Origin of the sequence: Bacillus salipaludis (assembly GCF_030938565.1) — a bacterium.
Lineage (GTDB): Bacteria > Bacillota > Bacilli > Bacillales > Cytobacillaceae > Neobacillus > Neobacillus salipaludis_A.
Genome location: NZ_JAVGVR010000002.1, coordinates 336,682 through 353,830, shown reverse-complemented (window position 1 = coordinate 353,830; position 17,149 = coordinate 336,682). Strand labels below are relative to the sequence as shown.

The following is a 17,149-nucleotide window of genomic DNA, read 5'->3' as shown; positions in this document are numbered from 1 at the left end:
CACCCCCGTCACTGAATTCTTCTAAATCCTAAGAATGGATATTGCTTTTTCCACTCTTCAACCGAACTGTATTCTAAGCCGTTGTCGTTGGAATTAATGAATTTTCCGTCGCCTACATAAAGGCCAACATGAGATGGTCCCGGCTTATATGTAGAGAAAAAAACTAAGTCTCCCGGTTTAATTCGATCTTCCGGAATCTGCTTTGTTTTGTCGTATTGAGCTTGAGCTGTACCAGTCATATCAATACCGATTTGTTTAAAGGCATATTCCATTAATCCGGAACAATCAAACCCTCCTGCTGCTGGTGTTCTGCCTCCCCACACATAGGGACGGCCAAGATACTGTTTCATAATTTTATGAACTTCTTCAACATTAAAAATTTGTGTACCGTCTCCTTTAACTACGACACTATCATTTTCAGCATTGTAATAACGTAGAACATGGTCTACATAGTTAACATCACCGTATGAATCCCATCCCATTTCAGCTGCCATCATCCTTGAAAACTCAATCGCTACCTCTTTTGAATAGCCCCCTCTTTTATTGGCGTAATCAATAAATCCTGCACCAAAATTATAGCTTTGCAAAGTTAACTTTATATCACCCTTGGTTTTCTTAATGATTTTGGCAAAATACTTAACCCCTACATCAATACTTTCTTCGGGGTCTGTAATCGAATTTGGAGGAAGCCCGATACTTTCACTTGACTGCATTACATCTGGAAGCCTTCCACCCGTTTCCTGCATCATCTTAGCAAGCAATAGCTGCACATATTGCTCAACCCCATACTTTTTAGCGTATTCGGTAACCAAAGGCTCATATCTTAAAACTTCAGCAGATACCCGTGCCTGAATCAAGGGTGCTGCCACCACCTAAACTGATTGAGATAAACAAAGCTAAACCGAAAATCGATGAAAGAAGAAGAAGGATGCCAGCTACAATCCAAGTAATTGGATTTTTCAGCACTGCGATAGTTCCAGCAACTTTAGCGCCTTTTTTCAAAGTTACTTGCATGCCGTCTCCTTTCCTGAAGTCGATTCTGACGCAACGAACGGGGGATTGTTCATAAAATCTGATTTAATTGCGTCAGAATACAAATCTCCAACATCATCCGTTTTCACTAGTCTTTTGTGTTTTCCGTTCTGGCTTTGTGTTTTCTGGTTTAGGTTTTGGATCCCGTTTTTCAGATTGAACAACATTTCCAGAAGTATCGCCTCTCCTAGCCTTAATTTGTTGGTCTGCTTCCCATTTTGTGATCGGCTTATTTGGATCAATGGGTTGGTGAGGCAAGGATTGCCTTTGTTCCGAATAATTCACAGGGTTTCGACTTGAAGAATGCTCTTGTTGTCTTGGTGGGGTTGGTCCTGCATTTCTTTTTTCAGATTTTGGTGTAGCTTGCTGCTGCGAAACATTAGTTGGAGAATGCTCTTGTTGTCTTGGTGAAGTTGGTTCTGCGTTTCGTTTATCAGATTTTGGTGTAGCTTGCTGCTGTGAAACATTACCTGGAGAACGCTCTTGTTGTCTTGATGAAGTTGGTCCTGCGTTTCGTTTATCAGATTTTGGTGTAGCTTGCTGCTGTGAAGCATTACCTGAAGCAACCTTGTTTGTAGAACCGTCGTCTTTTCCTTTTTTATAATCATCTAGGTGAACAATCGCAGCTCCCGGATTACGAGAAGCTGATTGGGTACCTGTACCAGTTACCATTGAGGCAGTAGCATTTTTTCCGTTTTTTCCAATAGCTTGAATGGCTGCTTCCTGTCCCTTTCCCACCGTTGAGGTTTGACTTGCTTGGCGATGTCGAGAACGTTGAGGAGTATCTTGTGTAAAAGCAGCATTTGGCGTTGCCGTTGTTGCACCTTCTTCTCGTCGATCTGATTTTTTTTGCCGTTGATTTTGCTGATAGCGTCGATACCCTTTATCCACCATACGAAAAGTTTTTTCTTGGAAATCTCCCATTTTGTTAAAAGCTTGAGATGTTGCTCTTTCCACGGTTTGCTGCCCTTGAACCATTCCAGCTGAAGCAACCTCAAAGATTTCAGAACGATATTTAAATAAGCCCCACATGGTAATGACGATTAAGAAGACAACAAAAGCATATCCTTCTACGCCATTCGTCACTTTAACAGATTCATAAAGTAAAGTAACAAGCCAGGTAATAACAGCAATCAAAAGGACTAATCCAGCTTTCATAAGCAGCACACCAATAATCTTTTTGAAATGATTTAAAGCCGTCTCGCTATAAGATGGGATTAAACCAAGAACTAATGGAATGCCTGTGAAAATGACTAATGCTAGGAACCATACTTGAAGCAAAAATTTAAATATCCCTAACAATAAAATAGGAATAGAAAGGGCAACGGTAGATATAAGCGTTACAAGTAAATATCCAAATCGGTCACCGCTAAAATCTGGAGACATATACTTATTGTTATACCTGGAAACTTCGGCTTTAACGATTAATTTCCTTTGCTCTTTTCCTTCTTTAGTGTAAGGCTTGATTTCCAAAAGTTTATCTACCCGATTGGGATCTTCGCTAACAATCTCTGATTCTTTTGTTGAACCATAATTCTGGAGTAAATACGGACGTTTTATCATCAAATTAAATAGCTGATTTTCAAGTACAGCCAAACCTTCTTGAGAATTGTACGCTTTGTTGGTATCGAATTCGTCAGAAGTCACAAGGACATTCGCAGAACTGGCAATACCTTCAAGCTCGGCTCCGCGATCATTTAGCCATTTGATATTCTGTGTTGCATTGGAATAAAACCAAAAAGTAACAGTCATAATCACGAGAGCCCCAAGAATCGCCTTCACTGCATGGCCGACTTGTTGATTTACGAAATATCGATAGGCAGCTGTACCTCCCACAATCACCACAAACAAGGATAAAAATGTACCCGAGATAATTTTATAAATTCGTTCACTCATCATCCCTGCTTCATTTACAATGAGACTAATTAGATCGAAAGACATCAACTGATCAACAGAATAAAGAGTAAAATTGGCAATTGTTTTATTGAATCCCCATAACCCTTGATTGATGGCATGCAAAGCACGGTCACCCGCTTCGCTAATGCCATCGCCAATGTCTGCTTCTAATTTATAGTGATCGAGAGGATACTCTTTGCTTTCCAGTGTCACCCGCCCTACGGTTTCTTTCTTTTTCTCAACGGTCGGAGAAACATTTTCCGCTAATGAAGAGGTTGGCAGAATAAGCAGCATAAATACAAAAAAGAGTAACCCCCATTTCAGATATTTCAAAATTCAATCCCTCCTCATTTACAGTTAATGCAGGCTTCCCGATCGAACTCTTTTGAAACTTCCTCCCGTACAATATCTAAACTTTTGCTCGTATCTACTTTCCACTCGTCACCTTTTTTACGGAAAAGAATATTGTCTACTACTGAATTTCCACCAATAGGACTTGTAAAATCCTCAAAGACATAATACTGTTTCAATTTTTTGTCATAGTAAATTTCAAAACGAATGTCTTTATACTTCAATCCTGAATCGATTTTTTTAGCTGTTTTATCTACTTCATAAGAACCTTTTTTATAAATAAAATCTTGCTGTCGATCATAATCTCGATCAAAATTTGCCTTTTCCCATTCATAAGCCAGTTTCGCAATATCTTCAGAAGATGTGCCAGATGTACTTTGATTGCACCCAGCTAAAAGTGCAATCAAGAGAATTAGAGAGATTAATAGTTTTTTTATCACATGAACGCCTCCTCGGTTTCTGCTCTTCCTTTGTCGTTTTCTTTTGTATTAAAGGCATTAACCCATTCATTAAACAGGACATCGGTTTGAATCTTTGCTGTACGGCCGTACATGTCTTCCATGATGCATTGGCCTTCCCTCAGATTTTTCAGCATTTTATGATTGGCTTCATTGTCTTCAAGCCCAAGAAACTCAATGATATTTCCTGCTTCTTCAGCCGTCTTTGCTTTAAAGGCAAACTTCGTACCAATGCCTTCTTTAATATCTGGACGGTTATAGTCTAACGTCGATTGCGTAATAATGTAGACGGCCGATCGTAATGAACGCCCTGTTCTTAGCATTTCTTTAATCAGTTTGTGTCCCTGACCTGTGTTCGTAAGCATCCATGCTTCTTCAAAAATCGTGATTTTGGTTTTAGAATCATCCCGGGCAAATTTCGTCGCGAATTTTGCTAATGGAATCATTAAGGCAACGGCAATATGCTCATCACGAGTGGCAGGCTTCTCCCCATCTTCAGGAAGGGTTAAATTTTGAATCTGCAAAATATTCACTTGCTCTGAAAGACTAATTCCTGAAACATTTCCATCTGAAAACATCAGTTTAGCAACACCATTGGTGCCAATCTCATTGAGATAGAGTCCAACCTTCATGACTTCTTGATCTTCTGATTTCATTAAACGATGTACGACCTTTATTATCCTGGTTTTTCTTCTTGCTGCACAACCTCACGAACCGCTTGATAAATCTCTGTTTTGATATTTCGTTCACTAGGTTGAAGTTCAGATAAATATTCTAAGACAGCGACAGCCGTGTCATACGCTTCTTCCCCATCAAGGAAAGTCAACGGATCAAGCTTGCCTGCATCCTTTTTATGAGGTGAAAACGTAATATAATTAAAGCTTTCAATCAGCTCTTTAAAGAATGGAATGGAACGCTCCAATTCAGGCGTAAGAGCTTGTTTGAATTTCTTTTCGAGTTCGTTCTTTGGATCCGTCGCGAGAATTTGCGCTCCGAAGAAAATCGCATTTAATAAAATGTCTTTCAATAAATAGGATTTCCCCATTCCAGTTGGTCCTGAAATCGTCACATGGGGGGATGAATAGTGAGAACCCTCTAAGCCCAATTGGGCTAAAAATGGATGATAAAAAACGAGAGATTGAGAGTTTCCAATGCTTTCACCTTCATGCGAAATGTTTTTTCCAAGATAAAACCCAACGGTATTTCCAATTTTTCGTGTGAGAGAAAAAAGAGATTCGCCAAAAGATTCAGGAGTAAGGACTTGTTCCCAATCTTCTGCTACAATCTTCGCAGCTGGCAATGATTGATGGAATAATAAGAGTTGATCGGCTAACGGCTGCACAAGTTCAATTTGTTGATCTTTAAAGCCCAATTTAAGCATTTTTGCTCGCTTTCGAACTTCTTCTTTTGTTTTACCGTAGACGACAAAATTGATGTGAGTTCTAAGAAGTGGTTTGCCCTGGTTTCGAATATCATTTTCAAGCTCATGCAAGAGGACTCGACCTAAATTAATTAAGCTGTCATCATCTTCATTCGCTTCGATCAATTGAGCATCTTGATCTCGAAAGCGTTTCTTTATCATGTTCGTTTTGTTTTCATCTTCTTTCTTTCCCTTGTAAATGGTCCGCATATTGACTTCTACTGGAAAATGATACGACTGGAAAAAATATGCCCATTCTTTATAAGTTAAATCAACAGGGAAATCAGAAACTGGAAGAAAAGCGCACCAAGATTCATGATCTAACTGCTTAATATGAATGTATCCAGCTTTTCCCGGGTCGAGAATGCCTTCTGTAAGGCTGTAAACACTTCCCCCTGCTTCAATCTGTTCTTGACCTCTAACAAACTGATGCCGAATCATATAACGCAATTCGCTTTCTTTTACTCGCTGCACAGTTAAATATTGATTAAGTACTTTAAAAGCATCATCTTCTGATTCTTCAAACATTCTTGCTGTTAGATCATCCACCTCGGGTTCTTTAAAACCACTAATTTTTTGGATATAGCGATTCATGCTTTTAACAGAGGATACGAATGTACCCAAAATATTTTCGTCTAGCTCCTGCCGCTTTAATTTAACGCCTACAAAGAACTTGTATTCGACGACATTTTTAGCTTCCTCACGCAAAATTTCTTTTGCTCGTTCAGCATAATACTTTCCAATTTCAGCATATTTACCTTCATACTGTTTTTGAAGACGATCCATTCGTTTATCAATATCGACGGGTACAGGAACGATTTTATAATCAATTTCCCCAAAAGGCGCTAATTGCCAAGCAAGTCTTTGAAGGTTATGAACAAGCGTATTTTCAGCTTCTTGTTCATTAATCCCTACTGTGTTTTCTAACACTTTGTAATAACTAAAGGCCTCTCCATCCGGGGTATAAACGACATTTCTTTTATAAGACTGGATTGGAAACTGTAACATAGAACCAAACCCACCTCACTTATTGGAATTTCTCATACGATTGGGGCTTTTTCATTTGTGGCTGATAAACTGGTTTATGATTGCTATAACTAAAACGCTTGTTATAAAGGTATCGAAAGTACCCAATAAAGAAGCGATCTAGCTGTTTACCATCTAGCTTACTTCTACATATTGCCCCTGCAATCATCCACGGCAACACCGCATAAAAGGCAAGTTGCAGAGTAGTTGGCAAAATTTGATTAATACTCCCTCTAAACAGTAAGAGGAAACCAAAAATAAGTACTGCAACAATGATTTGTCGAATTTCAATCCCTTTGGAAAAGACGATTGCTTTATCGCCTTTTCCAATGTTCCAAACCTTTAAAGGATGCTTGAAAAATTTACGAAAACTATAAGCTGCTGGTCTTAACTAAGACCACCGCTTTTGATTTTATGCCAAATCGCATTCGCTAAACTTTCAAATTCTCCTGGATTGGCTACAATGACATAGCAGATTACGGCAAAAATAAAACTTGAAAAGAACATTCCCCACCGTTGAGATATGAACGCTCGAACGATCATGACAATCATCACAATAAACAATACCGCAGACACTTGCCCCGAAACATACTGTGTTAAACCTGAAATATCTGGCATTTAAATCATCCTCCCAAAGTGTGTTTTAATTCTTGAACATAAAATTTATTGTTTTGCTTGCTGACAACAAGAGTAAAAGGGTGCTTGGTTTGAAGCTCTGTATTGGCCTCCTGTAAGAGAACAAGGGTCTTCACAATGTATTGACCTTCTTTCTCGCCATCATAGACGATAAAGCCCTCTAAACCTTTATACTGATAAAGCCCTTTAAGAGTTTCAGGATTTTTCATTAAGTAGGACATTTCATCAATCGAATTGGTTGTATATGAAGTAAAGAATTGAGTAGCAAATTGTTTTAGTTGAGCTTCAGCCTTTATATTCTTCTTTGACTTGTCTGTTTGATCTCGAATGGCTGTTAATCGGCTGTTACTTGGAAGTGTTTGATAATATGGCTGCTCAATAACGTTAAAGGAATTTCCGTCTGTCCCCACTCGAACGACAAGCATTTGTTCCTTTTCTCCAAGTGATTCATCTTGTTTAATGACTCTTCCTTCCTTCACAGTTTGTTGCTTCCCTTTTTTATCTTCCTTCTTCACTTCTACCTGTTGTTTTTTCTCAACAGTTTTGAAAAGCTCATACTTTATACGGTAAACATAGCTGGCAGCATCTTCGTTTACATCCTTCACATCATATAAACTAGCACTCTGTAAGACTCGTTTTCCCTTAAACTCTGAAAGGCTTTCTAATTGCTCCACCTTCAATCCTTCAGCAAGAAAATTCTGAAGTGTCTTTGCACGTTCTTCCCGCTGCTTTGGGTCATTTGGTACGTTGATATAAGCCTCGATAAACTTTTTCGTATAATCTTCACCAGCCGGTGAATTCGCAAACCCAATTTCATTGAGGCTAGCAATTTGTGCAGAAGCCTTTTCCTGATAGCCGTTGATCTTATTGTTCAAAAAACCTGTCCTAGCCCATGATTGAAAGGTGAAAAAGATGACTCCAATTACGACAGCCCAAAATAGGATGGTAAAAGCCATCCGACTATTAAACTTTGACGACTTCAGTCGTCGTTCATCTTTCAAGACCTTATTACGCCCACGATCAGCATTTACTTTAATGCCACCAATAAGCTTATTAATCATTCAATCCCTCCTAAATCAAGCGCATTTCGGACATACACACGACGGAAATAAGTATCTCCTTCCTCTTCTTCAACCATCTTACGATTAATAAAAATTTCACCGATTTGTAAGTTTTTAATATCGCTTGGATGTGCTCTGAAACGCTCCACATCTCGAACTGTTCCCATGTTTGACTCATAACGCAAATGAGGGTATTTTTTTTCAATCTGCTGCGTAATTTCTCGGTCCGAAAACGTACCAAAAACTTGTGCGATTCTTTCGGCATCCACGGATGAATTAACTCGGCCAGTTGCAATGATGTTACAGTTCGAAATAATTTGCTCTGTCATAATGGGATCAACTGCGTCAATGTCAGACAAAGTTTGGGTAGAAATGATGCATTCAAAGCCCGCAGATCGTGACTTATTCACGATGTCTACAATTCGACGATCACCATAGGCAGAAAACTCATCATATATGGCAAGAATCGATTTACGCCCTTGTGCTTGTCGATAAGCAACCAAACTATTCACGTCTAAGATGATCATTTTCCCAATTTTCCGAATATAATCCGCGTAACGACTCCCTGAAATACTGAAAATCACGACGTCGTTCTGATCTGTAATCTTTTGAAGATCAATACCTTTTTCACCCTCTATAAACAAATGGCCAAGGTCGGATTCTAACAGCTCACCTAGTTGCATTTTCAAACGTGTTAAGCAGCCTTCAACAATCTCTTCTGGAAACTCATCATCTAAAACTTTCTTAATCCGCTGCATACCCTCTCCAAGTTTCCTAACGGTACGCTTTCGCTTTTCTAAAACCGTTTTTTTGATCGTTTCAGTCTTTGGCTCTTTTGTACCTATAAAGCCACTTAAATCGTCGTCCAGTGCCGCTGCCACTTCATTTTCAATAACAACTTTTTCTTCTACTTCAACCTCAAACTCTTCTTCGATCTCTTCCACAATGCTGTGTTCCTTAAAAAATTGATTCATAGACTTGAAATTTGTTAATTTCGCAATCGTTTCAATATCCCTTGAAACTCCGGCTTCGTCCATCAGCTTTACGATTAACTGTAAATATCGAGAGGCTATATCTGTGTAATAAGCTCCATCACCCTCACTCGAAAAATTGAAGAGTGACATGAGTTTATCTCGTGTTTCTGTCAGTGTTCCGTTTTTAATAGGGTTATACGTTAAATCATCCATTTCAGAAAACAGATAAACCTTTCGACCATAAGCTTCACACAAAGCTTTAAATTCAAGCATCGATTTTCGCTCGCCCTTCCCATCTACAAAAATAACAGGCTTTTCATTCTGAAGGGCTGCCTCAATAATGGTTCCAATTAACGTCGTTTAAGTACACTTCTTCACAATCTCTAAAAAATAATTATCTTCTATAATCAAAAGTTTCATTAGGTACATTTAATTTGTGACCATTAATAATAACGGTATTATCGTTTATCCAATTTATTTTTGCCGTTTCTTCGTGATAATTCCAATAAATATTTTTTGGTTTTCTGTTTTCTTTGTTAAAATTGAGTTCTCCTCGAACTGCATTATCTGTTGTTGCCCCACCACTTGAAACATATGCCTTTATCGTATATGTCCCATCCGGCGAACTTTCCTCTGCAATTTTATCGCCTTTTGGCAATCGACTCATATCAAAAAATGCCCAATAAACACCATATCCTATTAACGCTAGGATTAATAATGAAAAAATAACTTGTCTCTTTTTCAAACTTTTCCCCCTTACTTTTGCCTCAATTATCTAAAATGAATTATTCTCTTTTTAATGCATATCCTTCTTGAACTACCCTGCTACCTTTAGCAGAATAAGAAAACGGGATCGCCGCAGCCATCCCAATCTTTAACTCCTGCACCCCTTTAGCTGAATAAGCACTTATCAATTTATTAAAAATTACCAGTGTCCGTTTCTTTTCTATTCGGAAAACTCTCCTTTGCTATGTCCTCAAGATGAAGTGTTCCGTGAATACCATTAACCTTTTTCTTATCCAACATTTTTGAGTAAAATCTTTTATAGAAATCAGTATCCTCAAGGTATGGAAAATCACTTGCAAATGCAATATCATCGCCATTTGGAAAAAGAATATCAAACAGTTCGACATCTACTTCATAAATCTCAAAGATACTGTTAATTGCACCGTCAATCACTTGAACATTTTTTTTCATAACATTCTCCTCATAAAGTTGCTACCACTATAATTCACCTTTAAAGAATGGATTTCCTCATTCAGCTATCCTAAATCCGTTACTTCAATAAGAATGAGCATTATCGTTGTTCCAGTAATGCACCTGTTAGTTGAATTAGTTTTTTAAAATAAATAAAACAAAACTTCTATGAAAATGAATGATGCAATTAAAGTTAACCAGCCAATTTTATTTGTTACTGGCTTCTGGAGGAATTGGATTTTTGACAAAATAAACGAAACTCCAAAAAATAATATTATACTATACAAGGTAGATAGCCAAAACGATGTTCCAATTTTTCCAAGATGATTAAGAAGTTAACTGAACCGCCTTTATTATAGGATGTATTTATACTCTATAATAATCGATTTAACCCACCAGAAATATTGGGAATCAATCCCTCCGTTCAGCTAGGTCGTAAGAAAATGCTTTACTCCTTTTTAGAGTAAAGCACCCGATAGTTTAAATGAAAATGTTCACAATTTTTTCACCTTAACAAAATCTAATCCCTTTATGTGTAGGAGCATATCAAAAAGACGACTTCTTACTAAAGATAAGCGCCTGATTGTTAAACAAAAGAAAGCTATTTCTTTTCTTTATCGGTCCATAAAACTTTGTATAAAAGTGCAATCTCGGCTTCTTCAATACCTGTAGGTAATTCGCCATTTTCGCTTTCAACAGAACGCAAACTGTTTTTAGTAGTGCCTAACCAAGCTACTAAATATGCAGGTTTATTTTTCTCTAAAGTAACCTTTTCGCTTATTAGCTTACTAAAGGAAGACATTGTCATATTATTTGAATACTTCGTTGTATCAAGTCCAGATGGTACACCCGTTAACAGCTTTAAAGAATGGTCTTCATCCTCGATACCACTTATTCCAAAAGAAATGAGGCTGTCTTTAAATTTTGTTTTCGGTCCATCCGAAGTATTTAGCAAGTCCTTTTTAAACTTACCGTTTTCAAACTCCTCCACTGAAAATTGCAAATTATCATCTTCTTTCAGACTGCCATTCAGCTTGAAAAATTCAATTTGCCCTACACCTGTCTTGCTAATAAGCAGTTTTTCCTTTTCACTCATGTTATATGGCTCAATGGTTATTTTCGTATTTGATGACGGTTTTTCTTTCTCTACACCGGTACACCCTGTTAGCAACAAGGTGAAAATTATAAATAAACAATACCCTTTAAAATTTCGCATCTTTTACTCCCCCAATTAACCAATGTTTCATAAAATTATTTCAAATTTCCCCCATTTTCACAATAAGTATTACTCCGTTAAATGGTCCGATTGTTGAAAAAAAGCTAATGACGATTGTTCAACTAAACTGCACCTTTAGTTGAACAAGAAAAGGACTGCCGAAGCAGCCCCTATTCTTCAACATAAGCACCCGTTCGTAATATAAGGTTAGCCAGATTTTTCTGGTTGACCTTTTTTTATTTGGTTTTATTATATCGGTAGTCGGTGGAGGACGTAGCACCCGTGGGTCTTGAACCCGTCAAGTAAACTGTCCACCCCCTACTTGTATAATCATGTTTCAGGCTGGTTGGGACAAAGATCCCGTTTAACAAGCGAACCTATGACATTACAAGGAGTTTTAGGGGAAACCGACTAATATTGTATTTCTAGGAGGAGGAGATTCAAGTATGAATCCAGTCATTGGTCTGGATGTTTCAAAGGGTGAAAGTCAGGTCCAAGCATTTTTAGATAAAGGTAAACCATATCGTAAGAGCTTTAGTATTGAACATAATCTTGAAGGTTTGGGGAATTTATTGGAGTTCCTAAAAGAAGTTAAAAGAGCAGCTGGTGGTTATCAACCTTCGGTTGTTTTAGAATCAACTGGACACTACCATTTTCCTGTTATTCAATTCTTAGAGGAAGAAAAATATGTTTATATTATCTTAAATCCTCTTATCTCACATAGAGCCAAGAGCTCAAGCCTGCGAAAGGTAAAAACAGATGCAATTGATGCTTATCATCTTTGTGAACTGTTTTATAAAGAGGAATTAGAGCCATACAAGAAGCGTGGGGTTCAACTCTTAAACCTTCGTAATCTAACAAGACAACAAGAGAGTATTGCAGAAATATCAGCGAAAACAAAGATACAGCTACATTCTTTAATCGACCAGGTGTTTCCTGAGTACCGTGGGGTGTTTGGAAGCCTCTATTCTAAGGTATCTCTGCTTACTTTACTAGCCTTCCCTACTTCTAAGGCTGTGTTAAGTGTAAGTGAAAAAGAGTTAACGGATCGAATAGCTTCATTATGTATGAGTCGTTCAGAGTCTTGGGCAAAAGATAAGGCACAGAAATTAAGAGCAGCTGCTCTTCAAAATCCTTTTCAAAATAATCTCTTCGAGAGTCATATCTTCAACCTTGAAATCTTAGTAAAGATTGTTCTTCAATATGAAGAGCACCTATCCAACATTGCGAATGAAATAGATGCTCTCGCTAAAGAAATTGAAGAATACGAGATCCTTCAATCTATCCCTGGAATCGGAGAAAAAATCGCTGCCACGATTATCTCTGAAATTGGAGAGATAGATCGGTTTAATAATGCCAAGAAGTTAGTTGCATTCGCTGGAATAGATCCTAGTGTATATTCTTCTGGAAAGTTCACTGCATCAGTAAACCGAATAACCAAACGTGGTTCCTGTAGACTCCGCCACGCCTTGTATATGGCTGTGCAAAGTGGCATTCGGGATGCCCGTAAAAAGAAAACCACTGATGAGATCATTCCACGTAATAGAAGACTACGAGAGTTTTATGACAAGAAACGAGAAGAAGGAAAACCCTTCAGGGTAGCCATGATTGCGTGTGTAAATAAGCTCTTACACTGGATTTACGCCTTACTAAAAAGCAGAACCACTTTCCAAGATATAGCATAAAAACTATATCCAACTAAATACAGCAAAACCTTCCAATAAGCGAAATGAGGAAGGTTATTTGGCATGGACATTTTTAGTATATCATGACGTGATCAAACATTTTATTGAAAAATGTTGACAAACTATTAGCTGGTTTACTTTAAGTGAAACAATCCACAATCTTTTTTGGAAATTTACCTAAAAAAGCTGAATAAATTAATAGAAAAATAAAAAGACTCCCTTTTTGAAAGTCTTAATGCATGTACCTCTTTGTATAAATCTAATCTTCTCGGTTCGCATCACCGTCATTAGCTTCATCGGCTCCTTCGCCGAGATTGTTACCCATCACTCCCACCTGTAATTGCTCCTACTACAGTACCAATCGGACCGTAAGCAGAACCCACGGCAGCACCAGAGACAGCACCAACAACAGTACCTACAGCCTCACCAGTATCGTTATCGACTCGATTGAGTTCGTTTTTATCAGCCATTCATTTCACTCCTTATTAAAAAATGGGCAGTGCATTTCCAGTAAAATCCCTTAACATATTTTGTCTTCGAAAGACAGAATTACACGATGAATAATTTACTCCCTTAAATATCCTAACCGTCAAGACAATAACAAAAATGCCACCAATTTTGCAACTTGATCTTTAACTATTGCACCCGCTAGCTTAAGTACAATTCTTCACAATCTCCTCGATAAATACCCAATTTTCTTTTAAAATGATTCTCCTCAATCAGGCCCTAAAATGAAAATGAGCTCTTATACTTGTTCCAGGATTGCGACCGATTGTGGAATAGCATTTTGCTACTTTGCCCCTGGTTACAGCACTGCCGATACTGGGCCTATTTTGGGGTGTCCTAATTCGGAGGGGGACGGGATTAGGATTGTCTTTACAATTTTTTATGTTTGACCAAGAGAAATGTAACAAAAAAAGTCCAGCTAGGTGCTGAATGAAAGGAGTAGGTCTACTACTCCAATTTACACGAAAAGCATGTACAAACAATTAAGGAACATAAAGCTTATGTAAATTGTCACTTTTAAATAAAAGTCCTCAAAGGAGTGTCACCAACGAAACACTGAAAACATACGTTAAGGATATTCCAATATTAAAAAGCCCAATTCCTCAGTATGACAATAGAGAAATTGGGCTTTTGTCGTTCCTCCATTAAAGCGCCCGATTTCTGAAGATTAATCTTTAATTACTAGTCGAATATGAAGTTTGGTTTAAGAGTATATCATCCTTATTAAAGCAACCTCCAGCGGGGAAATGCCCAACACCGTGCTTCTTTATCTGCCACTTAAAAATTTAACTGAGGAGTGCGGATAAGACCTCAAATTTGGCAGCGAAATGATTATGGTTCCAAGGATAATCGTCAATGCACCTATACCAGACAACCATGAAAGAGTTTCATGATAAAAAACGACTCCCAGCACCAAAGCTAGAATTGGTGAAACAAAAAGCCAGGTTGAAGGGAAAACCGTGTTTGTCTTGGAGACAAGCCAGTAATAGAGACTATGTCCGCCCATTGATCCAACTACTATCAAATAAAGGGACGATCCGATAGCAGCCGGACTTACTAAAGCAGACACTTGGAAATCCTCCGTCCCAAGAGACAAAATCATTAATAGGATCCCGCCATGCATCATTTGAACGGCATTTAAAGCAATCGGGGAAAATGTATCAAACCGATTGATCACCCTTTTCGAATAAATCGTTCCTGATGCATAAAACACCTCACCTGCCATAATTAAGAGACAGCCGCCCAGCACCAAGGAATTAACAAGAAAAGTAAAGCTCGGTAAAATGAGGAGAAAGACCCCCGCTATTCCTATAAAACATCCAATAAAGGAACTCGAATTTACTTTCGTTTTTAAAATAAAAGTTTGAATCAACAGTATCATCATCGGCCCGGTAGCTGACAAGACGGCTGCAGTTCCTGACGGGACAAACTGCTCTGCCCAATATAAAGTGGCAAAAGTACCAAAAGTCAGCCCAATCCCCGACAATAGCATCTCCATACGAAAAAACATCCTTAGTGTAGTCTTTCTTTTTAACCTCATAATGACAAATACAATCAAACCTGCTAAAAAAAAGCGAATGCCTGCTGAGAAAAAAGGCGGTACGCCTGCATCAATCCCTATTTTTATCGCAAGAAATGTTGTACTAAAAATCAGACACATAAACAAATAACCAAACAATACCATGTCAATTCCTCCTTTTTGCTCCATTATAGGTGAAGGATAATAGAACAGATGAAAATCATTAGAACAGATTAAGAAGAAACATGCTAAAATCAAAGGGATTGGGAGGGAAAGAAATGAATAGAGATTACTTATTTAAACAAGTATACGATTATGTATTACACCGAATCGAACTCAATGAATGGAAAGAGAATGAAAAGCTCCCGTCAATTAGAAATTTAGCCGCTGAGATGAAGGTTCATCGTTTAACCGTATTAAAGGCCTACCAGCATCTTAAACAGGAAAATAAAGTCTATGTCAAAGATAAATCCGGCTATTATGTCCAATCCCGTGAAATTAATAAATTTGAAAGCCTGGAAAATCCGATCGTTTCTGCATATGTGCAAAAAAATCATTTATCGGAAATCCATCAGGTCCCTGTTTCCTATCAATTTTCGCAGGCATTAATTGACCCTAATCTTTTGCCAAATCGCTTCATATCGGACTATGTAAAAAAAGTTTTTGATCTCTACCCTAAGGTTCTTTCCACCTACTCCACCGTTCAAGGCGATCATGAACTGCGTCAATCACTTTCTGACTATTTTAATCAGCATTTTAAAACGATTACACATCCAGATCAGCTATTAATTACGGCAGGTTCCCAGCAAGCCATTCATCTGATAGCACAGGCATTTGTAAAATCAAGAGACATTATCCTTTTAGAGCGACCGAGCTATAGTTCTGCCATTGATATTTTTCGAGCACAAGGAGCCAATATTGTAAGCGTCGATATCTATCCGTACGGATATGATTTAGATCAGATTGAATTCATCATGAAAAAACACAAACCTCGTCTGTTTTATCTGAATCCAACCTTCCATAATCCAACCGGATACACGGTCCCATCGGCTCAAAGAAAGCAATTAGTCCAGTTAGCCGAGCACTACCGCTGTCTGTTAATAGAAGACGATGCTTACTACGACATCTTTTTTGACCAAGAGCCGCCACCGCCCATGTATACCTATGATACTTCCGGCATGGTGATTTATATCAAAAGCTTTTGCAAATATGTATCACCAGGGCTGCGAATAGCCGTCATGATGAACGGTCAGTCTTCCGTGATGAAATCACTGCTAGCAGTAAAATCATTGGCCGATAATGGATCACCGCTTTTAAATCAGAAGATTTTCCTGCATTACTTTTCATCACCAAGACTACAGCAACATGTTGAGAAACTGCGAATTGCGCTGCAAATACGAAAGGAAATCATGGAGGAAGAACTGTCCGTAACAGATTGGCAATGGACCAGTCCAAATGGTGGCTTAAATTTATGGGTGCAGCTCCCAGACCGCCTTTCAACAGAAGACTTGTTGGTCAAGAGTCTGGAGCAATCAATATCCTTTGTTCCCGGACAAATATGTGACCCCTTAAAGGAGCCATCCTCATGGCTTCGGTTAAGCTATTCCTATGCCAATGAAGAACAAATCTCGGAAGGACTTAGGAAGTTTATTAAATTAGTACGCTCTACTCAATAAAGGGTAGCATCAAGTAAATGCGGATTTACAACGTTAAGGAAATTTCAATATAAAGAAAACTCACCGATTGGCGAGCCCCTAAGGGCGAAGACAGAGCCGTAGTTGCACTTATACTTTCCTATTAGCCTAAAAAGCCCAATTTTTCTGTATTAAATTAGAGAAATTGGGTTCTTATTTATTACTACATTAAAGCACCCTGTTAGCCGAAGAAGAATTATTTAAAGATGGGGTTTAATTCTGGTTGACCATTTTTCATATGGTTTTATTATAACGGTAGCCGGGGTAGAACGTAAGCACCCGTGGGACTTTGATCCCTTCAGCTAAACAGTTCGCCCCTGTAGAAACATGTTTGAGGCTGGTTGGGACATCGATCTCGTATAACAAGCGAAGCTATGATACTTCAAGAAGGATTAGGGGTACCGGTGAATAAATATTTGAAGGAGGAGTTTTAAAAATGAATCCAGTTGGTCTAGGAGTTCTCTATGCTAATCAGAT

General features: G+C 38.2%; 15 protein-coding genes and 2 pseudogenes. 2 read left to right on the top strand and 15 right to left on the bottom strand.

The window, feature by feature from the left end:
* Window positions 1-8 precede the first annotated feature (8 nt).
* From RCG21_RS32835 to RCG21_RS32780, 13 genes and pseudogenes are all read right to left on the bottom strand, one after another.
* Window positions 9-857, bottom strand: a complete 849-nt coding sequence (locus RCG21_RS32835; RefSeq protein WP_308914605.1) for a bifunctional lytic transglycosylase/C40 family peptidase — start codon at window positions 855-857, stop codon at window positions 9-11.
* Complete coding sequence (locus RCG21_RS32830) at window positions 832-1,014, bottom strand: hypothetical protein (protein ID WP_308914604.1); 183 nt, start codon at window positions 1,012-1,014, stop codon at window positions 832-834. Before RCG21_RS32830 ends, RCG21_RS32835 begins: the two co-directional genes overlap by 26 nt.
* 93 nt (window positions 1,015-1,107) lie before the next feature.
* Window positions 1,108-3,261 carry a CD3337/EF1877 family mobilome membrane protein gene (locus tag RCG21_RS32825; protein ID WP_308914603.1) on the bottom strand — a complete coding sequence of 718 codons (2,154 nt, stop codon included), beginning with the start codon at window positions 3,259-3,261 and terminating at the stop codon, window positions 1,108-1,110.
* A gap of 14 nt (window positions 3,262-3,275) precedes the next feature.
* Window positions 3,276-3,719: a hypothetical protein gene (locus RCG21_RS32820; protein WP_308914602.1), complete on the bottom strand. Its 444-nt coding sequence runs from the start codon at window positions 3,717-3,719 to the stop codon at window positions 3,276-3,278.
* On the bottom strand, window positions 3,716-4,393 hold the full coding sequence (locus RCG21_RS32815) for an ATP-binding protein (protein WP_308914601.1): 678 nt from the start codon (window positions 4,391-4,393) through the stop codon (window positions 3,716-3,718). Before RCG21_RS32815 ends, RCG21_RS32820 begins: the two co-directional genes overlap by 4 nt.
* Before the next feature lie 20 nt (window positions 4,394-4,413).
* On the bottom strand, window positions 4,414-6,165 hold the full coding sequence (locus tag RCG21_RS33735) for an ATP-binding protein (protein ID WP_308914600.1): 1,752 nt from the start codon (window positions 6,163-6,165) through the stop codon (window positions 4,414-4,416).
* 19 nt (window positions 6,166-6,184) lie between these two features.
* Window positions 6,185-6,544 (bottom strand): annotated as a pseudogene (locus tag RCG21_RS33700) (TcpE family conjugal transfer membrane protein); the annotation flags it as partial.
* 26 nt (window positions 6,545-6,570) lie between these two features.
* Entirely contained in the window at window positions 6,571-6,801 is a 231-nt protein-coding gene (locus RCG21_RS32805) for a TcpD family membrane protein (protein ID WP_308914599.1), read from the bottom strand.
* Window positions 6,802-6,806: 5 nt separating this feature from the next.
* Window positions 6,807-7,880, bottom strand: coding sequence for a conjugal transfer protein (locus RCG21_RS32800; RefSeq protein ID WP_308914598.1), 1,074 nt, complete (start codon window positions 7,878-7,880; stop codon window positions 6,807-6,809).
* A complete protein-coding gene (locus RCG21_RS32795; RefSeq protein ID WP_308914597.1) occupies window positions 7,877-9,127 on the bottom strand; it encodes a TraM recognition domain-containing protein in 1,251 nt (416 codons plus the stop codon). Before RCG21_RS32795 ends, RCG21_RS32800 begins: the two co-directional genes overlap by 4 nt.
* 121 nt (window positions 9,128-9,248) lie before the next feature.
* Window positions 9,249-9,599, bottom strand: a complete 351-nt coding sequence (locus tag RCG21_RS32790; protein WP_308914596.1) for a DUF5412 domain-containing protein — start codon at window positions 9,597-9,599, stop codon at window positions 9,249-9,251.
* 173 nt (window positions 9,600-9,772) lie between these two features.
* Entirely contained in the window at window positions 9,773-10,051 is a 279-nt protein-coding gene (locus tag RCG21_RS32785) for a DUF8220 family protein (protein ID WP_308914595.1), read from the bottom strand.
* A gap of 601 nt (window positions 10,052-10,652) precedes the next feature.
* Window positions 10,653-11,267 (bottom strand): YgaN family protein, encoded by a 615-nt coding sequence (locus tag RCG21_RS32780; protein ID WP_308914594.1) that lies wholly within the window; start codon window positions 11,265-11,267, stop codon window positions 10,653-10,655.
* A 446-nt stretch (window positions 11,268-11,713) separates the two neighbouring features.
* Here RCG21_RS32780 and RCG21_RS32775 point away from each other — a divergent pair, with 446 nt between their 5' ends.
* On the top strand, window positions 11,714-12,952 hold the full coding sequence (locus tag RCG21_RS32775) for an IS110 family RNA-guided transposase (RefSeq protein ID WP_308914593.1): 1,239 nt from the start codon (window positions 11,714-11,716) through the stop codon (window positions 12,950-12,952).
* Between the two features lie 259 nt (window positions 12,953-13,211).
* Here the strand turns inward: RCG21_RS32775 and RCG21_RS32770 are convergent.
* Window positions 13,212-13,422, bottom strand: a pseudogene (locus RCG21_RS32770) (hypothetical protein).
* An 803-nt stretch (window positions 13,423-14,225) separates the two neighbouring features.
* Complete coding sequence (locus RCG21_RS32765; protein ID WP_308914592.1) at window positions 14,226-15,143, bottom strand: DMT family transporter; 918 nt, start codon at window positions 15,141-15,143, stop codon at window positions 14,226-14,228.
* 113 nt (window positions 15,144-15,256) lie between these two features.
* Here RCG21_RS32765 and RCG21_RS32760 point away from each other — a divergent pair, with 113 nt between their 5' ends.
* Complete coding sequence (locus RCG21_RS32760) at window positions 15,257-16,654, top strand: aminotransferase-like domain-containing protein (protein ID WP_308914591.1); 1,398 nt, start codon at window positions 15,257-15,259, stop codon at window positions 16,652-16,654.
* Window positions 16,655-17,149: the final 495 nt, after the last annotated feature.